The organism is Thermoanaerobacterales bacterium (assembly GCA_030019475.1).
Taxonomy (GTDB): Bacteria; Bacillota; Desulfotomaculia; order Desulfotomaculales; family JASEER01; genus JASEER01.
In genome coordinates, this window is record JASEER010000013.1 from 35712 (window position 1) to 54685 (window position 18974).

The 18974-nt window shown below is 63.5% G+C and carries 25 protein-coding genes and 1 pseudogene; 7 read left to right on the forward strand and 19 right to left on the reverse strand.

What is annotated here, in order from left to right:
• Positions 1 to 33: 33 nt before the first annotated feature.
• Both rpsI and rplM read right to left on the reverse strand, forming a co-directional pair.
• Positions 34 to 426 carry a 30S ribosomal protein S9 gene (gene rpsI / locus QMC81_05230; protein ID MDI6906876.1) on the reverse strand — a complete coding sequence of 131 codons (393 nt, stop codon included), beginning with the start codon at positions 424 to 426 and terminating at the stop codon, positions 34 to 36.
• Between the two features lie 18 nt (positions 427 to 444).
• Positions 445 to 873 (reverse strand): 50S ribosomal protein L13, encoded by a 429-nt coding sequence (gene rplM / locus QMC81_05235; protein MDI6906877.1) that lies wholly within the window; start codon positions 871 to 873, stop codon positions 445 to 447.
• Positions 874 to 1083: 210 nt separating this feature from the next.
• Here rplM and QMC81_05240 point away from each other — a divergent pair, with 210 nt between their 5' ends.
• From QMC81_05240 to QMC81_05255, 4 genes are all read left to right on the forward strand, one after another.
• Positions 1084 to 1515, forward strand: coding sequence for a transcriptional repressor (locus tag QMC81_05240; protein ID MDI6906878.1), 432 nt, complete (start codon positions 1084 to 1086; stop codon positions 1513 to 1515).
• Positions 1496 to 1633, forward strand: coding sequence for a hypothetical protein (locus QMC81_05245; protein ID MDI6906879.1), 138 nt, complete (start codon positions 1496 to 1498; stop codon positions 1631 to 1633). Before QMC81_05240 ends, QMC81_05245 begins: the two co-directional genes overlap by 20 nt.
• A gap of 85 nt (positions 1634 to 1718) precedes the next feature.
• Positions 1719 to 2141, forward strand: coding sequence for a ferritin family protein (locus QMC81_05250; protein ID MDI6906880.1), 423 nt, complete (start codon positions 1719 to 1721; stop codon positions 2139 to 2141).
• Between the two features lie 235 nt (positions 2142 to 2376).
• Complete coding sequence (locus QMC81_05255; protein MDI6906881.1) at positions 2377 to 2802, forward strand: universal stress protein; 426 nt, start codon at positions 2377 to 2379, stop codon at positions 2800 to 2802.
• Here QMC81_05255 and rnr read toward each other — a convergent pair.
• On the reverse strand, positions 2795 to 4912 hold the full coding sequence (rnr, locus tag QMC81_05260) for a ribonuclease R (GenBank protein ID MDI6906882.1): 2118 nt from the start codon (positions 4910 to 4912) through the stop codon (positions 2795 to 2797). The two genes, QMC81_05255 and rnr, sit on opposite strands and share 8 nt — an antisense overlap.
• 4 nt (positions 4913 to 4916) lie before the next feature.
• Positions 4917 to 5468, reverse strand: a complete 552-nt coding sequence (locus tag QMC81_05265) for an HDIG domain-containing protein (GenBank protein ID MDI6906883.1) — start codon at positions 5466 to 5468, stop codon at positions 4917 to 4919.
• A gap of 238 nt (positions 5469 to 5706) precedes the next feature.
• On the opposite strand from QMC81_05265, the gene QMC81_05270 reads away from it, so the two are divergent.
• The gene (locus QMC81_05270) at positions 5707 to 6795 is read left to right on the forward strand and encodes a hypothetical protein (GenBank protein ID MDI6906884.1); all 1089 of its coding nucleotides are present in this window, start codon (positions 5707 to 5709) and stop codon (positions 6793 to 6795) included.
• On the opposite strand, the gene QMC81_05275 is transcribed toward QMC81_05270, so the two are convergent.
• From QMC81_05275 to QMC81_05315, 9 genes are all read right to left on the reverse strand, one after another.
• Positions 6792 to 7220, reverse strand: a complete 429-nt coding sequence (locus tag QMC81_05275) for a PaaI family thioesterase (protein ID MDI6906885.1) — start codon at positions 7218 to 7220, stop codon at positions 6792 to 6794. The genes QMC81_05270 and QMC81_05275 overlap by 4 nt on opposite strands.
• A 25-nt stretch (positions 7221 to 7245) precedes the next feature.
• Complete coding sequence (locus tag QMC81_05280) at positions 7246 to 7749, reverse strand: GNAT family N-acetyltransferase (protein ID MDI6906886.1); 504 nt, start codon at positions 7747 to 7749, stop codon at positions 7246 to 7248.
• 170 nt (positions 7750 to 7919) lie between these two features.
• Entirely contained in the window at positions 7920 to 8297 is a 378-nt protein-coding gene (locus QMC81_05285; GenBank protein ID MDI6906887.1) for a NifB/NifX family molybdenum-iron cluster-binding protein, read from the reverse strand.
• 25 nt (positions 8298 to 8322) lie between these two features.
• Positions 8323 to 8691, reverse strand: coding sequence for a NifB/NifX family molybdenum-iron cluster-binding protein (locus QMC81_05290; GenBank protein MDI6906888.1), 369 nt, complete (start codon positions 8689 to 8691; stop codon positions 8323 to 8325).
• Positions 8692 to 8723: 32 nt separating this feature from the next.
• Positions 8724 to 9677 carry an ATP-binding protein gene (locus QMC81_05295; GenBank protein ID MDI6906889.1) on the reverse strand — a complete coding sequence of 318 codons (954 nt, stop codon included), beginning with the start codon at positions 9675 to 9677 and terminating at the stop codon, positions 8724 to 8726.
• Positions 9674 to 10537 carry an ATP-binding protein gene (locus tag QMC81_05300; protein ID MDI6906890.1) on the reverse strand — a complete coding sequence of 288 codons (864 nt, stop codon included), beginning with the start codon at positions 10535 to 10537 and terminating at the stop codon, positions 9674 to 9676. Before QMC81_05300 ends, QMC81_05295 begins: the two co-directional genes overlap by 4 nt.
• On the reverse strand, positions 10524 to 10910 hold the full coding sequence (locus QMC81_05305) for a DUF5320 domain-containing protein (GenBank protein MDI6906891.1): 387 nt from the start codon (positions 10908 to 10910) through the stop codon (positions 10524 to 10526). Before QMC81_05305 ends, QMC81_05300 begins: the two co-directional genes overlap by 14 nt.
• Positions 10911 to 10935: 25 nt before the next feature.
• Positions 10936 to 11118: a hypothetical protein gene (locus QMC81_05310; protein ID MDI6906892.1), complete on the reverse strand. Its 183-nt coding sequence runs from the start codon at positions 11116 to 11118 to the stop codon at positions 10936 to 10938.
• A 243-nt stretch (positions 11119 to 11361) separates the two neighbouring features.
• Positions 11362 to 12243: a phosphate ABC transporter substrate-binding protein gene (locus tag QMC81_05315; protein MDI6906893.1), complete on the reverse strand. Its 882-nt coding sequence runs from the start codon at positions 12241 to 12243 to the stop codon at positions 11362 to 11364.
• Positions 12244 to 12637: 394 nt separating this feature from the next.
• Between QMC81_05315 and QMC81_05320 the strand changes: the two genes are divergently transcribed.
• Positions 12638 to 13357: a metallophosphoesterase family protein gene (locus QMC81_05320; protein MDI6906894.1), complete on the forward strand. Its 720-nt coding sequence runs from the start codon at positions 12638 to 12640 to the stop codon at positions 13355 to 13357.
• Between the two features lie 295 nt (positions 13358 to 13652).
• A complete protein-coding gene (locus QMC81_05325) occupies positions 13653 to 14012 on the forward strand; it encodes a CGGC domain-containing protein (protein ID MDI6906895.1) in 360 nt (119 codons plus the stop codon).
• Positions 14013 to 14015: 3 nt separating this feature from the next.
• Here the strand turns inward: QMC81_05325 and QMC81_05330 are convergent, their stop codons facing one another.
• The 6 genes and pseudogenes from QMC81_05330 to QMC81_05355 all read right to left on the reverse strand — a co-directional run bounded on the left by QMC81_05330 (position 14016) and on the right by QMC81_05355 (position 18766).
• Positions 14016 to 15131, reverse strand: a complete 1116-nt coding sequence (locus tag QMC81_05330; GenBank protein ID MDI6906896.1) for a radical SAM/SPASM domain-containing protein — start codon at positions 15129 to 15131, stop codon at positions 14016 to 14018.
• Between the two features lie 107 nt (positions 15132 to 15238).
• A complete protein-coding gene (locus QMC81_05335; GenBank protein ID MDI6906897.1) occupies positions 15239 to 15841 on the reverse strand; it encodes an ATP-binding cassette domain-containing protein in 603 nt (200 codons plus the stop codon).
• Between the two features lie 23 nt (positions 15842 to 15864).
• Positions 15865 to 15993: pseudogene (locus tag QMC81_05340) on the reverse strand (ABC transporter ATP-binding protein).
• 2 nt (positions 15994 to 15995) lie between these two features.
• Positions 15996 to 16925, reverse strand: a complete 930-nt coding sequence (locus QMC81_05345) for an ABC transporter ATP-binding protein (GenBank protein ID MDI6906898.1) — start codon at positions 16923 to 16925, stop codon at positions 15996 to 15998.
• A 3-nt stretch (positions 16926 to 16928) separates the two neighbouring features.
• On the reverse strand, positions 16929 to 17819 hold the full coding sequence (locus QMC81_05350) for an ABC transporter permease (protein MDI6906899.1): 891 nt from the start codon (positions 17817 to 17819) through the stop codon (positions 16929 to 16931).
• Positions 17819 to 18766, reverse strand: a complete 948-nt coding sequence (locus tag QMC81_05355; GenBank protein ID MDI6906900.1) for an ABC transporter permease — start codon at positions 18764 to 18766, stop codon at positions 17819 to 17821. The genes QMC81_05350 and QMC81_05355 overlap by 1 nt, the downstream gene beginning before the upstream one ends.
• Between the last annotated feature and the right edge of the window lie 208 nt (positions 18767 to 18974).

An 18974-nucleotide genomic window follows, 5' to 3' on the forward strand; every position in this document is an offset into this window, starting at 1 on the left:
TGGCAGGGGGCATATGAGCTTATGGAATGCGGTTTAACGCTTCGAGAACTGCGGTGCGCGGCGGGCCTTCTTCAGGCCATACTTGCGGCGTTCCTTCATCCGCGGGTCGCGGGTCAGGAATCCGGCCTTCTTGAGCACCGGGCGGAAGTTGGGGTCCGCCTGGATGAGCGCCCGGGCGATACCCAGCCGGACCGCGCCGGCCTGGCCGCTGATGCCGCCGCCAAGCACCCCGGCGCGGACGTTGAACCGCCCCGTCACGCCGGCCATCTCCAGCGGCTGGCGGACGATCATCTCCAGGGTCCGCCGGCCGAAGTATTGCCCGACGTCCCGGTTATTGACGCTGATATCGCCCTGACCCGGGGTAAGGAATACCCGGGCGATAGCGTTCTTCCTGCGACCGGTGCCGTAGAACTGTACCTGTGCCATTGCTTCTTTCTCCCTCCTCTACCGCGCCCAGACTTCCGGCCGTTGCGCCTCGTGCGGATGCTCGGCGCCCCGGTAGACCTTGAGCTTGCGCGCCATCCGGGCTCCCAGCCGGTTGTGGGGCAGCATCCCGACGACCGCCTTGCGGATGGCTTCCTCCGGCTTGCGCGCCATAAACTCGCGGTAGGTCATGGTCTTCAACCCCCCCGGATAACCCGAGTGGCGGTAATACATCTTCTTATCCAGCTTGTTGCCGGTGAGGACGCACTTCTCGGCATTGATAATGATTACGTGGTCACCCGTGTCCACGTGGGGCGTAAAGGTGGGCTTGTGCTTGCCCCTCAGGATAGCCGCCGCCTCAGTGGCCAGCCGGCCCAACGGCTTCCCCGCCGCGTCCAGGATGTACCATTTGCGTTCGATTTCTTCAGCCTTCGCCATATACGTGCTCAAGTAAGGTTACCTCCCGCAGATGCCTGCAACCAAAGTATTGCCAATTGAGAGTCATACATCCCTATTTTAATGAAGCCCCCAGGCGGTGTCAAGGGGAACTCCCGTACGCTGTCAGCACCTTCATTCTTAAAGTTGCCGCTGACCCCTTGACTTCCCTGTCCTGGGTCATTATACTTATTATAGATTTAGAAAGGTTCTAATGTGATAACCATGATAGATGTCCTGCAAAAACTTGGTTTGCGGGCCACGCCCCAGAGGCTGGCCATTCTGGCTCTCCTCGAGGGAAACACGAGCCATCCCTCGGCGGAGGAGATTTACGCCCAACTGAAGCCGCGGTTCCCGTCCCTGTCGCTGGCCACGGTCTACAACACCCTGGAGGCTCTGGCGAGAGGCGGCGTCCTGCAGGAAATCGACATCGACCCCGAGCGGCGGCGGTTCGACCCGAACCCCGCCCCGCACTGCCACTTCCGGTGCCTCCGCTGCGGGCGAGTGTTCGACTGGCCGGGGGTTCCGCCGGAAACACCCCGGCCCGAAGATGCCGCCGGGTTCCTGATCCAAAGGGCGACCGTCCACCTGTACGGCCTGTGCCCCGACTGTGCGCCCCCGGGAAATAAGGCGCCCGGTGGAGACAAAGAAGATTGAACCCCTGAACTACCCCGGGAGCGTGTTCCAGTACCTGGCCCTCGTCAGGCAACACAACCCGGAACTGGCCGCAGGGCTGGCGGACGCCCTCAAGGGGCGGGAGAAGACCCCGGCTTAAAACCCCGGGACGAGACCGGACGGTGGCCATAAAAAACCATCGATACTGGGAAAAATCAATTCAGATCTTTAAGGAGGCGTAAACGATGGAACTGGTCATTGAAAACAAGCTCGGGAGCGCGAAGGGAACCGTTGTGGAGGAGGCCGTGGCCGCCAACCGGCGCGGGGAAAGCATGGAGGTCGGGTGGTACCTGGCCGCCGCCCGCCAGGCGCAGCGGGAGGGATACCCGGAGATCGCGGAGGTCCTGAAGGCCATCGCCCTGGATGAGGCCTGGCACGCCGCCCGCTTCGCGGAACTGAACGGGGAGATCGGCGGCACACGGGAGAACCTGGAGAAGGCCCTGGCCGGCGAGCAAGCGGCCAACCGCCACAAGCGCGAGGCCGCCGTGAAGGCCAAGGAGAACAACATCGACGAAGCCCACGACGTCTTTGACGAGGCCGCCCGGGACGAGGCGCGCCACGCCCGCGCCCTGCAAGGCTTGTTACAGCGCTACTTCGGAGCACGCTGAAAGCGGTACACCCTGAGTTGAACGGGGGGCGGCACCGGGCCGCCCCCCGTTCCTTTTTCAAAACTGCAGAAGCCGCCATCGCACTCCAGTCGGAATTAGCACCCCCGGCTTAACCATTAGGACGGCTTACTCCTTTTTATGCCTTCTCCCGCCTGTTGCATCCATTAGAGGAAGTCCCTACACTACAATCAGCTATGTGAATGTGATCACTTGCACCTATAAGGAGGGGTTAAGAGTGTTTAAAGTCCTGTTCGCCACCGACGGCTCGGAGAACTCGATCCGCGCGGCCCGCCACCTCTGCCGCCTGGCCAAGGAGCATCCCGCAATGGCCGTCACGGTCGTCCACGTCGTGGACCCCACCCATACCCTGGCGGTCCCGGCCTGGACCAATCCCAAGGAGGTTGAGCAACAGGTCGAGGAGTGGGCCCGCGGCGCGATGCAGCGCACACTGAAGGTCTTCAAGGAGGCGGGAGTCGATGTCGAGTCAAGCATCGTCCACGGGAAAGCCGGTGAAACGATTGTCGAAATGGCCAAACGGCACGGATTTGATCAGATTGTCCTCGGCACGCGCGGTCAGACCAGGCCTCACGGGCTGGTATTGGGGACGGTCAGCCAGCAGGTTATGCACCTTACGGAAACACCGCTGACCCTGGTCAAATAGAGGCGTCTGGGAGCCCGAAGTCGATCTGCCGGGACTCAACGCTCGCCCGCAGGACGCGGACCGCAACCTCGTCCCCCAGGCGATAGACCTTGCCCGTGCGCTGGCCGACCAGGCGGTAGCCCTTTTCCTCGTAAGTGTAGTAGTCGTCGGTCAGGTTGGTCATGCTGACCAGGCCCTCGACTGTGTTCTCGAGTTCGACGAACATGCCGAAGGGGGTCACGCCGCTGATGATCCCCGGGAAGACCTGCCCGATCTTGTCCTGCATGTAGGCCGCTTTCTTCAGGTCCATGGCCTCGCGCTCGGCCTCGACGGCCAGGCGCTCCTGATCCGAGGAATGCCGGGCGAGTTCCGGCAGGCGCGTCTTGAGGGCCTTCGCACGCTTCGCGGACAGGCCTCCCTCGAGCACCTCGCGGATAATACGGTGGATCAGGAGGTCCGGGTACCGCCTGATCGGCGAGGTGAAGTGGGTGTAGTCCGGGGAGGCCAGGCCGAAGTGCCCGAGCTGCTCGGTAGCGTACCGCGCCTGCTTCATTGACCGCAGGGTGACGGCGTTGACCAGCCGCTCCTCCTTTTTGCCCGCCACCTGGTCCAGGACACGCTGCAGCGCGCCGGGCTTGACCTCCGGGAAGCCCCGGACGGCATAGCCCAGGGTGTGCAGGAGGTCCTGCAGGCTCTGTAACTTTGCGGGGTCAGGGCGCTCATGGACGCGGTAGACAAAGGGCACCCCGAGCACGCGGAAGTGGCGGGCCACCACCTCGTTCGTGATGAGCATGAACTCCTCGATGATCTGCTCGGCGATGCTGCGCTCCACCCGGTAGAGTTCCACAGGGCGGCCCAGCTCGTCGAGCTTCACTTTGGCCTCGGGAAGGTTGAAGTCGATGGCGCCCTTGCGGAAGCGCCGCTCGCGCAGGGTGAGGGCCAGCCGCTCCATCTGGCGGAAGTGTTCCACCAGCGGCGCATAGCGCTCGGTGACGGCCGGGTCTTCGTCGCGCAGGATCTTCCGCACGCTGGTGTAGGTCATGCGCTCGGTCGTGCGGATCACCGACGGGAAGATCTCGTAGTCGACGACCTCCCCGCGCCCGTCGACCTCCATCACCACCGACATCGTCAGGCGGTCCACCCGGGGATTCAGGCTGCAGATCCCGTTAGAGAGGCGTGGCGGCAGCATCGGGATGACCATGCCGGGCAGGTAGAAGCTCGTGCCCCGCTTCGCCGCCTCCCGGTCCAGGGCGCCGCCCTCGCGCACATAGTAGCCGACGTCGGCGATGTGTACGCCGAGCCGCCAGCGGTCCGGCCTGAGAACCTCCAGGCTGACGGCGTCGTCCAGGTCCCTGGCGTCCTCCCCGTCGATGGTCACGATGGTCCAGGAACGCAGGTCGCGCCGCCCGTCCAGGTCGGCCTCGCTGATGGTCTCCGGCACGCTTTCGGCCTCGGCCACGACCTTGCGGGGGAACTCCTCCGGCAGCCCGAAGCGGCGGCAGAGGGCCAGGATGTCCATCCCCGGCGCGTCGGCGGGGCCGAGGACCTCCATCACCTTCCCCTCCGGGCCGCGTTTCGGCGCCGGCCAGGCGGTGATGGCCGCCACCACCTTGTCCCCGGACCTGGCGCCGTTATGCCGCCCCGGAGGGATGAGGACGTCGTAGGGCAGGCGGACCTCGTCGCAGACGACGAAGGCGTGCTTGCCGCGGCGCTGGAAGGTGCCGACCACCCGCTCGTTCGCCCGTGCGAGGACCTTGACGATCTCACCCTCGCGCTTCCCGTTCCGGCCCGGCATCACGCGCACGACGACGCGGTCGTTATGCATGGCCCCGTTGAGGTTGGCCGCGCCGACGAAGACGTCCGGCTCCCCCGGCCTCTTCGGGATCACGAAGCCGTAGCCCTTCGGGTGGCCCTGCAGACGCCCGGCGACCAGGTTCATCCGCTCCGGCAGGCCGTAGCGCGCGGCGCGCGTGACGTAGATGTCGCCCTCGTTCTCCAGCTCCTTCAACAGGCGCCGGAAGCGCCGCACCTCCGCCGGCGGGATACCGAAGGCCACGACCAGTTCGCCTTCGGTCATCGGGCGGTAGGCGCTCTCGTTCATGTAGGCCAGGACTTTTTCCTTCGTTACCATACGCTTAAAGCCCGATCTCCCCGGCTATCCCCTTCATGGCCTCCAGGCCCAGGGCAATGAAATCCTCCAGCGACAGGCCGATGTCGGCGCAGGCCTTCATCGTTTCCCGGTTCGCCCCGCGGGCGAAGGACTTTTCTTTGAAGCGGTGCGTTAAGAAGGGCACGTCCACCGGGGCAAGCTTCTTCTCCGGGCGGATCAGCGCGCCGGCGACGATGAAACCCGTCAGCGGGTCGGTCGCGAAGAGAGCCTTGTCCATCAGGCTGCGCCGCGGCAGCCCGTGGCGGTCGTTGTGGACCTTCACCGCATACACGATGTCGTCGGGCAGGCCCGCCTCCTCGAGCATCACCGCTCCTTCGATGCTGTGCCGGTCGGGGTCGTCCTTTGTCCGCTCGTAATCGATATCGTGCAGCAGGCCCGCAAGGCCCCAGCGCTCGGGATCCTCGCCGAAATGCTCGGCCAGGCGGCGCATCACGGCCTCGACAGCCAGGCTGTGGTTGAACAGGTTCTTGTTCTTCAGGTTCTCGCGCAGCAACTTCAAGGCTTCCTCTCTCTGCAATCCAAAGACCTCCCAATAACTAGCTGAGAAATTCCTGCGGCGAATCCATGGCTTTTTTCCGAGGTCTGCCAAACACACCGCAGTCTGACAAGATTTTATCATATTTTTCCCTTTAAGGAGCCGTAACAGACAAAGCAAGACACCGGCTCAAGATAAGCGTAAAAGACCCGACAACTAAACCACCAATGTATTCTCTTCGATACGTCCCGCTCACCAATCCGCGGAGGGGGTGTTGACGATGAAGATTGCCGAATCCTGCATCCTGATGACCAGCAGATACGACTATCGTGAAAAGTACACGCGGGAAGAATCCCTGCGGGCTTGGATCGGCGACCGGACGCTTGCCGCGGCGCGCGCCGCAGATCAATCCCGGATCGCGGCGGCCGCTGAAGATCAACCGGTGTTATCCGCAGAGGGCCGGAAGGCTTCGGCCGAAGGTTTGGGCATCTCCGGCGGCGCACTCGATGACGATGACACCGTTGTGATTACCGTCCCCGAAAAAGAAAAGCAGAAGATGCTGATCATTAAGAAACTGCTGAAGGTCCTGACGGGCAAGGACATTAATTTCGTCCTGCCAAGGATTGAGATCGACAAGGAAGGGCCGACCTCGGCGGAAGCGGCCGGGACCCGGGCGCAGGCCCCGGCGGAACCGCAGCGTCGGGGCTGGGGAGTGGAGTACAGTTACCACGAATCGTACCACGAGAAGGAAACACTCTCCGTGGCGGCGCGGGGAATAATCAAGACGGCCGACGGCCGAGAGATTGATTTTGAAGTGCAGCTGAACATGTCCCGGGAGTTTATGCGGAGCAAACATATCGAGTTCCGGGCCGGCGACGCCCTGCGGGATCCCCTGGTCATCAACTATAACGGAACGGCCGCCGAGCTGACGGGCACCAGGTTCCGCTTTGACCTTGATTTCGACGGCAGCGACGATGAGATCCCCTTCCTGCGGCCCGGCAGCGGCTTTTTGGCCCTGGACGTGAACGGCGACGGGGTTATCAACGACGGGCGCGAGCTTTTCGGGGCGGCCTCGGGCGACGGGTTCGCCGAGTTGGCGGCGTATGATGAGGACCAAAACGGCTGGGTCGACGAGAACGACCCCGTCTTCGAGCGGCTGCGCATCTGGACCAAGGACGAAGCCGGCAACGATGTCCTTTTCGCCCTCGGCGCGAAGGGGATCGGGGCGGTATACCTGGGGAGCATCGACGCGTTTTTCGGGTTCAAGGACCGGGATAACGCGCTCCTGGGACAGGCCCGTAAAGCGGGGGTGTTTGTGAGAGAGGACGGTACCGCGGGCACCGTCCAGCAGATCGACCTGGTGGTTTAGCGCGCGGCACCGCCCGGCCCGCCGTTCAGCGCGGCGGAGGTGCGGATGAACTTGGCCGTCGCCTGGGCCGCCGGCGTGCCGTCGTCCAGCCGGGCCTCGGCTTTCAGCTCCACGAGGCGCCCCTTCTGCCGCAGCGGCCGCGCCGTGACGTGGATCGTCCGCCCGGTGGGCACTCCGTGGCGGAAGCGGACCGTCATCTCGGCGGTCATGGCCGGCAGGCCGTGCCGCCAGCACCACTGCGCCATAACCTCGTCGAGCACCGTCAGCACCAGGCCCCCGTGCGTCCAGCCCGGCCAGCCCTGGTGCTCCGGTCGCGGCGTGAAGGTGGTCGCCAGGGTTTCCCCGTCCTCGACGAAGGAGAGCCTGAGGCCGATAGGGTTGTCCCGCCCGCAGGCGAAGCACATGCGTGGATCCTGCCCGCCCACGACATCACCCGCCTTCGCCGGAATCTCACCACTCCAGCTTATAATAGTGCTCGGTGACCGCCGTTCCGCCCATGGGGACGTTGTGCTCCTCACGGTAGACGGCAAATCCGAAACTGCGATACACGGCGGCCGCCGCGGGCAGGATGGAGAGCGTCCTGAGCCACATTCCCCGGTATCCAGCCCGCCGGGCGAAGCCGATCGCCTCACCGACCAAGCGTTTCCCCAGGCCCCGCCCCCGGTGGCCCGCCGCCACGGCAAACCACTGCAGGCGCGCGTAGCCGGGAGCACAGCCCGCCGCGCCGTCGACCACGATGATCGAGCCGACGAGCTCCCCTTGCGCTTCGGCGACCAGGAAGAGATGGCGCGCGGCGTCGAATTCCCGGGCGATACGGGGTACGTCTTCGCGGGCGTAGTTCAGGAAGTCCTCGTTGAACCCGTACTCGTCCCGGTAGATGCCGTAATTAAGGTTGATAACGCCGTCCACGTCTGCGAACCCAAAAGGCCGTATGACGACCTCGTCCGAGGTCATGCCTACCATACCCCCTGTTCGCGCCGGGCAAATCCGGCGTTCAAGCCTTGGCACCATAATATGTCACCAGGGGCCGCATATCAAGGGTAACGTTCGACAACAGCCGGCCTCATAACGTTTAAAGGGGCATTGCCGCATGCCCCTTTCAAAGACGGGTTCGCGTGCCTTTCCTAGCAACCGTGCCCGTGGCCGCCGCAGTGATGGTCGGCCTCCCCGTGGTGGCACTGCGAAGGACCGGTGGCCAAGGAACCGGACAGAAAGGCCTGCAGGACGCCGTCCACCGAGCCCTGGGCCCCGATGATCACGGTAACCCCGTGCTGTTCGAAAAGGTTCCGGGCCGCCGGCCCCATACCGCCGGCGATGATGTGGGTTACGCCCAACCCGGACAGGAAGCGGGGGAGGAACCCGGGCTGGTGTCCGGGGTTGGCGATGACCTCGCGGCTCTCTTCCCGGCCGTCTTCGACCTCGACAATCGTGAAAGCCGGGCAGTGTCCGAAGTGAGCCGCCACCTCATTGCCTTCCGTCGCCAGGGCGATTTTTGCGTTCATAGGGTTTGCCTCCTTAAAAAGATACCTAACGGCGGATCCCGTGATGCGCGCCGACACTGGCCCCGCCGGCGGGTTCCAGTTCCCCGTTGGTGAATTTTTTGATCGCCTCTTCCACCGTGCCCGCGCAGCCGGTATAGCATTTGATCCCGGCCGTCTCAAACACGCGGTAGGCGTTAGGTCCAAGGTTGCCCGTGAGGACTACGTCGACTTTCGCGCCGGCAACGGCCTGGCTCGCCTGCACCCCGGCTCCGCCGCCGCTCGCCGCGGCGCTGTTGTCCAGGGTTTCCACCTTGCCGCTTTCAGTGTCGTAAATGACGAAACAGGAGCAACGGCCGAAACGTGGATCGACCCGGTCCGTCAACCGTGAGCCGGTGGCCGATACTGCAACACGCATTCATCCTGCCTCCCTGAAAGGATATAACATGTTCAGTTTAAGGTACTGAGCACCCGCTCCCAGACGTTCTTCAGATCATCCGCCGGACCGCCGACGGCGCTTTCGGCCACCGTGCTGCGGTTTACCTGCGCTCTGGTAAAGGCTTTGTCATAGCGGATGCGGCCCGCCACCTGCAGTCCCCGTTTGCGGGCCCATTCGGCGATACGGTCACTCATTTCGACGTTAAGGTCGGCTTTATTGATGCACACAAGGGCCGGTACGCCGAAATGGTCGGCCAGTTCGGCCACCCTTGCCAGGTCGTGTTCGCCCGAAACGGTGGGTTCGGTCACCAGTACCAGCAGGTCGGCGCCGCCGATGGAAGCGATGACCGGGCAGCCGATGCCGGGCGGCCCGTCGACCAGGATCAGGCAGCGACCTTCCTTTTCGGCCGTTTCCCGAGCCTTCTTGCGCAGGAAGCTGACCAGCTTGCCCGAGTTTTCTTCGGCGATGCCCAATTGGGCGTGGATCATCGGGCCGAAGCGGGTCACCGAGCTATACCAACGGCCGTTTACCGCGTCCTCGAAGGCGATCGCCTTCTCGGGACAGAAGTAGGCGCACACCCCGCATCCTTCGCACATCAGAGGGTCGACGGCGTACCTCACAGGCGTCCCGTCCTGCGGCACGATGGCCTCAAACCGGCAAAGTTCGTAGCATTTGCTACAGCCGTTGCAGTGTTCCTCCCGGACACGGGCGGTCTTCCCGCCGCTGAACCCGCCGGACTCCTGGACCACGGGATTCAGGACGAGGTGCAGGTCGGCGGCGTCCACGTCACAGTCGACCAGGAGCGGGGTCTCGGCCATAGCCGCAAAGGAGGCGACAATACTGGTCTTGCCCGTTCCCCCTTTGCCGCTGACGACCACTACCTCCCTGACCGGCCCGCGGCCGGCGGACAACTCCTCCTGCATCCTGCGTGCTTGATCCGCGTTAACAACAGTCAGTCGTTTCACCGGGCCACCATCCTCTCCACGGCCCCGAACAGCATCTCAAAACGGCCCGCGTAACCGGGAATGGCAGCCGCCATTTTCCCGCGGGAGTAGGCCTCGGCCACCCGCCGGTCGTCCGGGATTTCGGCCAGGATTTTGACCCGCCTCTGCCGGCAGAACTCCCGGGCGCTGTCGTTGTCTTCCTCGGCCCGGTTCACGACAATCGCATGGGGGAGGCCTAACTCCCGCACCATGTCGAGAGCCAGGCCCAGGTCATGCAACCCGAAAGGCGTCGGCTCGGTCACCAGGACCACGAAGTCCGCCCCTCTGATCGCGGCGATCACCGGACAGGAAGTTCCGGGAGGGACATCGATAACCTGCACGGCGCCCTCGCCCGCCGCCCTCCGGACCGCCTTGATCAAAGGAGGGCTCATCGCCTCCCCCACACGCAGCCGACCATGGATAAAGATCACCGGCCCGGCCTGTCCCTTTTCCACAACGCCCACCAGGCGCTCGGTCTCGGCAATGGCCTCCGCCGGGCAGACCAGGAAACATCCCCCGCAGCTGTGACACATCGCGGGAAAAGTCAGGATCTTGTCGCCCACCGACGCGATCGCCCCGAACCGGCAGACCTCGGCGCAAAGACCGCAATTGACGCACCGACCCGGGTCCACCTCGGGCACGGGGACGTTCACCACCTTCTCATCCTCTATCTTCGGACGGAGGAAAAGGTGACCGTTGGGCTCCTCGACGTCACAGTCCAGGTAGCAGACGGGGCGCCCCTGTTTCCCCAAAACCAGGGCCAGGTTGGTGGCCACGGTGGTCTTGCCCGTGCCGCCCTTGCCGCTGGCGACAGCAATGCGCAGCGGCCTAGATGGCTTCATCCTGGTTCTTTTCCCGTCGCACAGCATCCAGGCGTCCCTTGACTTCCTTCAAGGCCCTCTCCAAATCAGCGGCCTGGGCGGAAAGCATTTCGATCTCTTCCTCACGGGTCGCCGGGCCGTAGCCCCAGGCAGGGCCCCAGGTATATGCTCGGCCCCACCCCGGGGCCCCCCACCAGCCGCACCACCCGCGGCCGCCCCAGCGGCCGAAACCACGACCGAAGCCGCGCCCGAAGCCACGGCCAAAACCCCGGCCGGAACCGAAACCGGCCGCAGGATCGGCGTATCCCTGCGCGCCGAAGCCACTGCAAAACCCCAGGCCGCGTCCCGTGCGCGGGCCCGCTCCAAGCGGACCTGTCCGATCTCCAGCAGGCATACCTATGATCCCTCCTAAGGTTTTATTAAAATTTGTGAATCCGGGCTTCCGTTTTACGTCCGGCTTCCGCCTCTCCCGCCCTGTCCACGACCCTGGCCGCCGCCCTGGCCGCGACCTGCACCACCGCCGATGCCACCACCCTGGCCGCGACCCGTACCGCGGCCCTGGCCACAACCCCGACCACGACCGCCACCCTGGCCGGCACCACCACCGCAAGACCCTGCTCCGCGGCCCGTTCCGGGCCCCCGGCCCTGCGGGCCTGTTCCGTCTCCTCTCGGCATTAAACTCACCCCCGCCTTCATGGTAATGATCTTATGTTCAATACTACTATAGCCCTCATTATGGACGAATGTCAACAATGATTTCGGGGAGAAAATAGAAAGGCCCCACCCGGGTTTGGGTGGGAGCCGTGACTGCCTTATCGGGACAGGCGGCTTCTCTGTCTTAAAGCTTAGGGCTGACGCTCGACCTGCATAGCCGTGATCGGAATATAGCCGAGCTTCTCCACCAGGGTCTTCTGCACCTCGTCGCTGACCATGTAGTCCAGGAAGGCCTTGACCGCGCCGGTCGGCTCTCCCTTGGTATACATGTGCTCGTAGGACCAGAACGGGTACTTGCCGGTGCCGATATTGTCGGTCGAGGGCTCAGCGCCGTCGATCTTCATGGCCTTTACGCTGCCGTCAACGTAAGAGAGGGCCAGGTAGCTGATCGCGCCCGGGGTCTCGGAGACGATCTTGCGCACGGTGCCGGACGACTCCTGCTCGGCGTCACCCTTGGCCTCTTCGGTGCCATCCATGACATACTTCTTGAAGGTCGCACGGGTACCGGAACCCTTGGCCCGGTTGACGAGGACGATCTTCTGGTCGTCGCCGCCGACTTCCTTCCAGTTCTTGATCTTGCCGGTAAAGATGTCCTTGATCTGCTGCTTGGTCAGGTTGTCCACCTTGTTGCTCGGGTGGGTGACGAGGGCGAAGCCCACAACGCACACCTTATGGTCCTTCAACTGCGAGGCGTCGATGCCGTCCTTCTCTTCGGCGAAAACGTCGGAGTTCCCGATGTCCGCGCCGCCGCTGGAGACCTGGCTCAGGCCGGTGCCGCTGCCGCCGCCCTGGACGGAGATCTTGACGCCGGAGTTCTCGGCCATAAAGGCGTTCGCCGCCTCTTCGACCAGCGGCTGCAGCGCCGTGGAGCCGACGGCCGTAATGTTGCCGGAAAGCTCCTGTTCCTGCTGCTGGGGCTTCTCGGAGCCATCCTGCTGCCCGCAGCCGCTCACTACCAGGGCCACGGCAAGCACCGCCACGGCCAGTACGGCAAACCACTTGGTTTTAAGGATCACCGTTATTCCTCCCTTTGCGGTTTCGTCTTAATAAGCTGAGTCTGGCTTGACTTCCGGGAGAACTGCCGCCTTCATTATCCCCTCCCCGCGCCGGAGTTGTTGCCTCCGTACTACTAGCCAAGCATACTGCGCCTTTGTTAACTGTCCGTTATCATCCGGTTAAAAGCTAATTAATTCCAGGTTAAATTTTGCCCCCGCCGGTCGCGGACGTACTTGCTGCCGGGGACGGTCTTGGCGTAGCGCTTCACCTCGGCCGCCCGCTCCGCGACGGCACGGGCGTCACAGGCCCCGGCGCAGTCGATGATGCCTGTGGAAATATACGTTAAAATATAGACATTAGGATAATTGCGCTAAACCGGACTCTTGACATGGATGGGAGGTTTTGTGAGGAGTGAGGATCGCCGTCATTGCCGATGTCCACGGCAACCTGTACGCGTTGCAGGCTGTTTTGGCCGATGTAAGGCGGCACGGGGTGGAAAGGGTTTTCTGCGCGGGCGACCTGGTGGGTTACGGGCCACAGCCCGGTGAGGCTATTGCCCTGCTTAAAGAGGAACGGATTCCGACGGTTATGGGCAACTACGACGACGCCATAGGCCACGGGCGCCTCATTTGCGGGTGCGACTACAAGGACCCGGCCGACCTCAGGCTGGCGGAAAAGTCCATCGAGTTTACCCTGTGGGCTACGACGGACGGGGACAGGGCCTACCTCCGTTCCCTACCCGCCGATCTCCGGCTTGATTACGGAGGCAAGAGCCTCGTGGTGGTCCACGGGAGCCCCTTGCGCCTGAACGAGTACCTGCACGCCGACACCCCCGCCGAAACCCTTGAAATGATGCTTGACCGGGCCGGGGCGGACGTTCTTGTTTGCGGGCACACCCACGTTCCCTATCACCGACAGGTGGGCGCCAGGCATGTCATCAACGCCGGCAGCGTCGGCAAACCAAAGCACGGAAACCCGAACGCGCTCTACTGTGTCCTCGACCTGGCCGGGCCGAACGTCGCCGCCACATTTGTCGAAGTCTCCTACGACGTTGAAAAAACCGCGCGCCTGATCGAACAGGATCCCGTTCTGCCGGCGGAGTTCGCGGCCGGGCTGCGCCAGGGATGGTGAACCCTAAAGTGACGTCGACGGCCAGGTGCCCCATCGACCTGAACGAGCTGTCCGCCAAGCTGAGGGCCAAGTTCGGGAATCAAACTACAATGCTGTCCTGACGGACAAAGGCGGATGGTGTATGGATGGCGGGGTAGAGGATTATGATTATATGCCAAATACCACCGAAGCTTCTTATGATCTTACGTCAATAAAAATGGTAAGAGAAAAGTTACCGTTCGGCAGGTCACGCGTTGCTTGCCAAAATTAATGGCATATGCTACCTTGAAGTCACGAAAGGAAGAGGAGGATTCAAATGGCCCGGATCATCATCATTTCCTGCAAGAAAATCAAGGACGTCACCTGCGTGTCCTGCATGAAATGCTTTAAGGCGATACGGGAGCGACAGGGCGAGTTCGCCCGCTACCGGGACGAGGAACTGGATGTTGTGGCCATGGGTGACTGCGGAGACTGCCCGGGTCTGGTTCTGCCCAAGGTGGCCCTCATCTCCGACCTGGCGAAGGTTTACAACCGGGACTTTGATGTTATCCACCTGGGGGCCTGCATGGTCAAAGCGACGTCGACGGCCAGGTGCCCCATCGACCTGAACGAGCTGGCCGCGAAGCTCGGGGCCAAGTTCGGGAAAGAGGTGGTCATCGGGACGCACCCCTGGTAAGGGCTAAAGGCCATAGAGTTTATAACAAAAGACGCATTGGGCGGGCGGAGACGGGATCCTCGGCCCGCTAACTCTTTCTGCGTCTACCGGCACCAGAGAGTCCAGCCGTGTCGCCAGCCGGCGGCGGAAGGCCTCCCGGAAATCCTCCGCCGCCTCGGAGCGCAGGGCCTGGGTTAACCCCTCCGCCACATTCCCAAAGGTTACGGCGGTGGCCGGTTTCCTTTCGCCGCAGAAAAGCCGGGGGATGGCCGTCCCCCTTAAGGGGAAGCCGAGATAGACGCAGGGGGCCACCTCCCCGCGGTGGTTGATAAAGACGTTTTGCGTCGGGTAGGCGTCGCACATCAGGGCCTGTTCGCCCAGGCTCAAGGGATAAGCGCGGAAGGGCATGCCGATACGGGACGCCTCGGCCCGCGCCCGGTCGACCGCGGCCGCGGCTTCCGGGTCCGGCGGGCCGCAGGTGAAGGCCTGCCTGGCCTCCACCACCGCATCGGGAGCGAAATCGATGTTTGTCGCCACCACCTCGTCGATACCCGCCGCGGCCGCCAGCGGCAGGATTTCCACCATTTCGCCCAGGTTATCGCAGGTCATGGAGTAGAACAGGACCATCCGGGGCGCGGACCCGCCCGCCTCCCGGCGGTGCGCCGCCAGGTCGGCGGCATGGGCCAGCACCCGCATGAGGCTCGACCCCGGACGCAGCGCCCCGTTGCTCTCCTCCCGGGCACCCGCCAGCGAGAAGCAGACCAGGTCGATTCCCATCTTCACCAGTTGGTTCATGGCTGCCGGTTCCAACAACATCCCGTTGGTGGTGAACCCGGTTTCACACCCGGCTTCCTTGGCGGCCGCCAGCATGTCTAAAAGCCGCGGGTGGAGCAACGGCTCGCCCCAGCCCTGCAGGTGCAGCAGCTCCACATCCGGCAGCACCGGTCGCAGCTCCCGCTCAAAGACCTCCCACGAAAGGTCGCCGTTATCCCACAGATCCTGCAACACGGTGCGCGGACAGTACACGCAGCCTAACTGGCAGCGGCTGGTGACCTCCACCTGCAGGACCGGAATGGCTCTTCTCCTTTCCCCGATGGCACGCCACCGGAACCGTTCCGCCAGCCGTTTCAGCCAGCCCACCGGGACCATCCCCCTCCCATGGTATCTACCATATGCCCATTACCAGCTTACTACAAGGAACAGAAGGTTAGGAAGGGGGAAGTTTCATTTATGACTTTCACTCATAACTACAATGCTATCCTGGCGGACAAAAGGCGGATGGTATATGGATGACGGGGACTGGTCGCCACTGCCGAGGCGGACCCCTGTTCCAGAATGCGACCCCGGTGCATCACCGCTACCTCGTCGGCCACCCGGAAAACCACATCCAGGTCGTGGGAAATAAGCAGATACGCCAGTCTCATTTCTTGTTGGGTTTTCTTCAGGAGTTGGAAGACCTGTGCCTGCACGGACACATCCAGGGCCGAGGTGGGCTCATCCAGTACGAGAAGGGACGGTTCAAGGCTTAGCGCCCGGGCGATGGCCACCCGCTGGTTCTGGCCACCGCTCATTTCCCAGGGGTAACGGTGATAGAACTCCGGCCCGAGGCCGACCATCTCCAGCAGACCGGCCACGCGCTCTCTCACGTACCGTCCCCGCACCAAACGATGCACCAACAGCGGCTCGGTCAGGATCTCGCCGATCCGCATCCGGGGATTGAGCGCTCCCTGGGGGTTCTGAAAAATGATCTGCATCTTCCGTCGCAGATAAAGGGCTTCCTTCCCGCCGGCTCTAAAAACATCCCGGTCCTCGTAGAAAACGCTGCCGCCGGTGGGGCGCAGGAGGCCCACCACCAGGCGCCCACGGTGCTCTTCCCCGCGCCGCTCTCGCCCACCAGCCCAAGCGTGCACCCGGGGTTGACGGTGAAAGAGACGCCGTCAACCGCTTTTGCCGGCCGCCGTCCCAGCAAGCCGCCGCGGAAGTGTTTTTTCAAGTCTCTCACTTCTAACAACAATAACACCTCACCCTATACCCCGGGGTCACCTCGGCCAGCGGCGGCACCGCCCGGGCGCAAATCGCCCCGGCCCGGCCGCACCGTGGCTGAAAGCGACAACCCGGAGGAAGCGAGGTAAGGGCGGGCGCTGCTCCCGGAATCGGTTTCAGCCCCCGGGCCGGGTGGGAGTCCAGAAGGCCGCGGGTATAAGGATGACGTGGCGCGGAAAAAACGGCCTCCGCCGGACCGCATTCCACCACCTGGCCGGCGTACAGCACGGCGACCCTGTCAGCCAGCGCCCGCGCGGCGGGCAGATCGTGAGTGATCAGAATAAACGCGCGCCGTCCGAACGTCATCTCCCGGAGAAGCTCCACTACCCGCGCCCTCAGGGGCCAATCGAGCCCCTTGGTTGGTTCGTCGGCGATCAAAAGACGGGGCTCCAGCGCCAGGCCGAGAGCCAGCAGCAGTCGCTGCTGCATGCCCCCGCTGAGCTGGTGGGGATAGCAGGAAGTTGCCCGCTCGGGGAGCCCCACCCCCGCCAAAAGATCAGCCGCCTTACGGCGGACCGGGCGCCCGGTCAGGCCCCACCGGCGGGCAATCGCCTCCCTCACCTGGTATCCCCCGGTGAGAACAGGGTTCATCGCCGCGGCGGGGTTTTGCAGGACCATGGCAATCTCTTTCCCCCTGAACTCCCGCATCCGGGCGGATGGAAGAGATAAAAGGTTGCAACCGTCATACCTGATCACGCCCCGCACTTGTGTCCCGGGCGGCAGAAGGCGTAGAATGGCGTGCCCCAGCACGGTTTTTCCCGAACCGGTCTCCCCGATGAGCGCCAGCCTTTCCTTCTCCCCCAGTTCCAGACTGACACCGTCGAGAACGTATACCGTTCCTTCCGGAAGCGGAAAATCAACCGCCAGGTTTTCGATCGCTAACAAGGGCAATGGCTAGCCTCCTGCTCCATTCAAAATCCTGCTCCGCCGTGGGTCAAGGGCGTCGCGCAGGCCGTTTCCCACCAGGTTAAAGGCCAGCACCGTCAAGAAGATCATCAGCCCGGGGGTGATCATCAACAACGGATACGTGCGCATGTACGATCGCGCCGCATTCAGCATCGCCCCCCATTCCGGAGCCGGCGGTTGCGCGCCGAGGCCCAGGAAACTCAACCCGGCCAGCGCCAGGATGGTGTGCGGAATGTCAAACGTCGCCAGTATGACCACCGGCCCCAGCACGTTCGGCAGGATATGCCGGACCATGATCCGCAGGTTGCTGAAACCCAGGACCCGGGCCGCCAGAACGAATTCACCTTCTTTGAGCGATAAGACGCTGCCCCGGACCACGCGGGCAAAATGAAGCCATCCTAAGGCGACCATCGCCAGGACGGTATTCTCCAGCCCCGGCCCCAAGACCCCCACCATCGCCAAAACGAAGACAAGGCTTGGAAGACCCATCAACACATCGGTGAGGCGCATCAGGACCTCGTCCAGAAAGCCGCCGTAGTAACCCGCAATCAGGCCGATGAGCGTGCCCGCGACCGCCGCCAGCCCCCCGACCAGGAGGCCCACAGCGAGGGAGATGCGGGTACCGTACAGTACCCGGCTCAGCAAACAGCGCCCCATGTCGTCCGTTCCCAGGGGATATTCCCCGCCGGGCGGGGCCAGGGCGTGGGCCAGGTTCTGCTTCACCGGGTCGTGGGGCGCCAGCCACGGCGCCGACAACGCCACCAGCACCAGCAGCACAACCAGCACCCCGCCCGCGAAAGCAGCCCGGTCCCGGGCGACACCCTGCAGCAGTCTCGCCAGGGGGAAGGCCGTGCGGAAGACGGTAACCGTCTCGTGCATTATCCGTCGCTCCCTCCGTACCGGATACGCGGGTCCAGGAATGTGTAGGAGAGATCGATCAGCAGGTTAACAAGCGCGAAACAGAAGGCCAGAAAAAGGACTCCTCCCTGCAGGACGGGGATGTCGCGGGACTCGATGGCCTCCACGATCAACTGTCCCACTCCGGGGCGGCCGAAAACGTTCTCCACGATTACCGTACCGCCGATCAGGTGGTTGAGTTGCAGGCCCAGGACGGTGACCACCGGGATCAGGGCGTTGCGCAGGGCGTGGCGCCGGAGCACCGTCCCCTCGCCCAGGCCCTTGATCCGCGCCATGGCAATGTACTCCTGCTCCAGCACCTCCAGGAGGCTCGCCCGCACGATGCGCGTGCTGACGGCGGCCATTCCGGCGCCGAGGGTGACGGCGGGCAGGATAAGATGGGCCGGACCGCCCCCGCCCGCCACCGGCAGCAGGTTCAGTGTCAGGGAAAAGATCAGGATCAGCAGCAGCCCCAGCCAGAAATTGGGCATGGCCACCCCGACAAGGGAACCCGTCATCACCAGATTGTCGAACCAGGAAGAAGGACGTCGGGCGCAGGCGATGCCTAGCGGCAGCGCGATCAGCACCGTGAGGAGGAACCCGGCCGTCGCCAGTTCGAGCGTGGCCGGGACGCGGGCGAGGATCTCCGCCGTCACCGACCGTTTGGTGACCAACGAATACCCCAGATCGCCCCGTACGGCGCGGCCAAGCCACCAGGCATACTGTCGGTAGAAAGGTATATCGACGCCGATCTCCTGCCGGACCTTGTTCAATTCCCGGGAAGAAAAGTCGTCGTAACCCCAGCGATATATCGCCACCAGCCGCGCACGATCGCCGGGAATCACGTGCATCAGGGCGAAGGTGATTATCGAAACCCCGAAAAGGACAAAAACGAGTAGCACGATACGCCGCACCAGATAAGAGAGCATAAACCATCCTCACCATCGCTGCCGTCTCCCGGAAACCACGGCCGGAGGGGTTGACCCCTCCGGCCCGGAAGCCCGTCGATGGGCGATTTGAGCATTACTTCTCCACCGTCATTTCCGGGTTGGTATGCAGATCATGAGCGTTCGGGTTGAATTTGAACCCCTTGACGTAATCGCGCATGCCCACCGCCATTCTGTAGCAGGCGATGTT

Coding starts and splice junctions, on each gene's coding strand:
- rpsI (MDI6906876.1), bottom strand. CDS start 426: ATGGCACAGGTACAGTTCTACGGCACCGGTCGCAGGAAGAACGCTATC.
- QMC81_05240 (MDI6906878.1), top strand. CDS start 1,084: ATGATAGATGTCCTGCAAAAACTTGGTTTGCGGGCCACGCCCCAGAGG.
- QMC81_05250 (MDI6906880.1), top strand. CDS start 1,719: ATGGAACTGGTCATTGAAAACAAGCTCGGGAGCGCGAAGGGAACCGTT.
- rnr (MDI6906882.1), bottom strand. CDS start 4,912: ATGGTAACGAAGGAAAAAGTCCTGGCCTACATGAACGAGAGCGCCTAC.
- QMC81_05270 (MDI6906884.1), top strand. CDS start 5,707: ATGAAGATTGCCGAATCCTGCATCCTGATGACCAGCAGATACGACTAT.
- QMC81_05280 (MDI6906886.1), bottom strand. CDS start 7,749: ATGACCTCGGACGAGGTCGTCATACGGCCTTTTGGGTTCGCAGACGTG.
- QMC81_05285 (MDI6906887.1), bottom strand. CDS start 8,297: ATGAACGCAAAAATCGCCCTGGCGACGGAAGGCAATGAGGTGGCGGCT.
- QMC81_05290 (MDI6906888.1), bottom strand. CDS start 8,691: ATGCGTGTTGCAGTATCGGCCACCGGCTCACGGTTGACGGACCGGGTC.
- QMC81_05300 (MDI6906890.1), bottom strand. CDS start 10,537: ATGAAGCCATCTAGGCCGCTGCGCATTGCTGTCGCCAGCGGCAAGGGC.
- QMC81_05305 (MDI6906891.1), bottom strand. CDS start 10,910: ATGCCTGCTGGAGATCGGACAGGTCCGCTTGGAGCGGGCCCGCGCACG.
- QMC81_05325 (MDI6906895.1), top strand. CDS start 13,653: ATGGCCCGGATCATCATCATTTCCTGCAAGAAAATCAAGGACGTCACC.
- QMC81_05350 (MDI6906899.1), bottom strand. CDS start 17,819: ATGCACGAGACGGTTACCGTCTTCCGCACGGCCTTCCCCCTGGCGAGA.
- QMC81_05355 (MDI6906900.1), bottom strand. CDS start 18,766: ATGCTCTCTTATCTGGTGCGGCGTATCGTGCTACTCGTTTTTGTCCTT.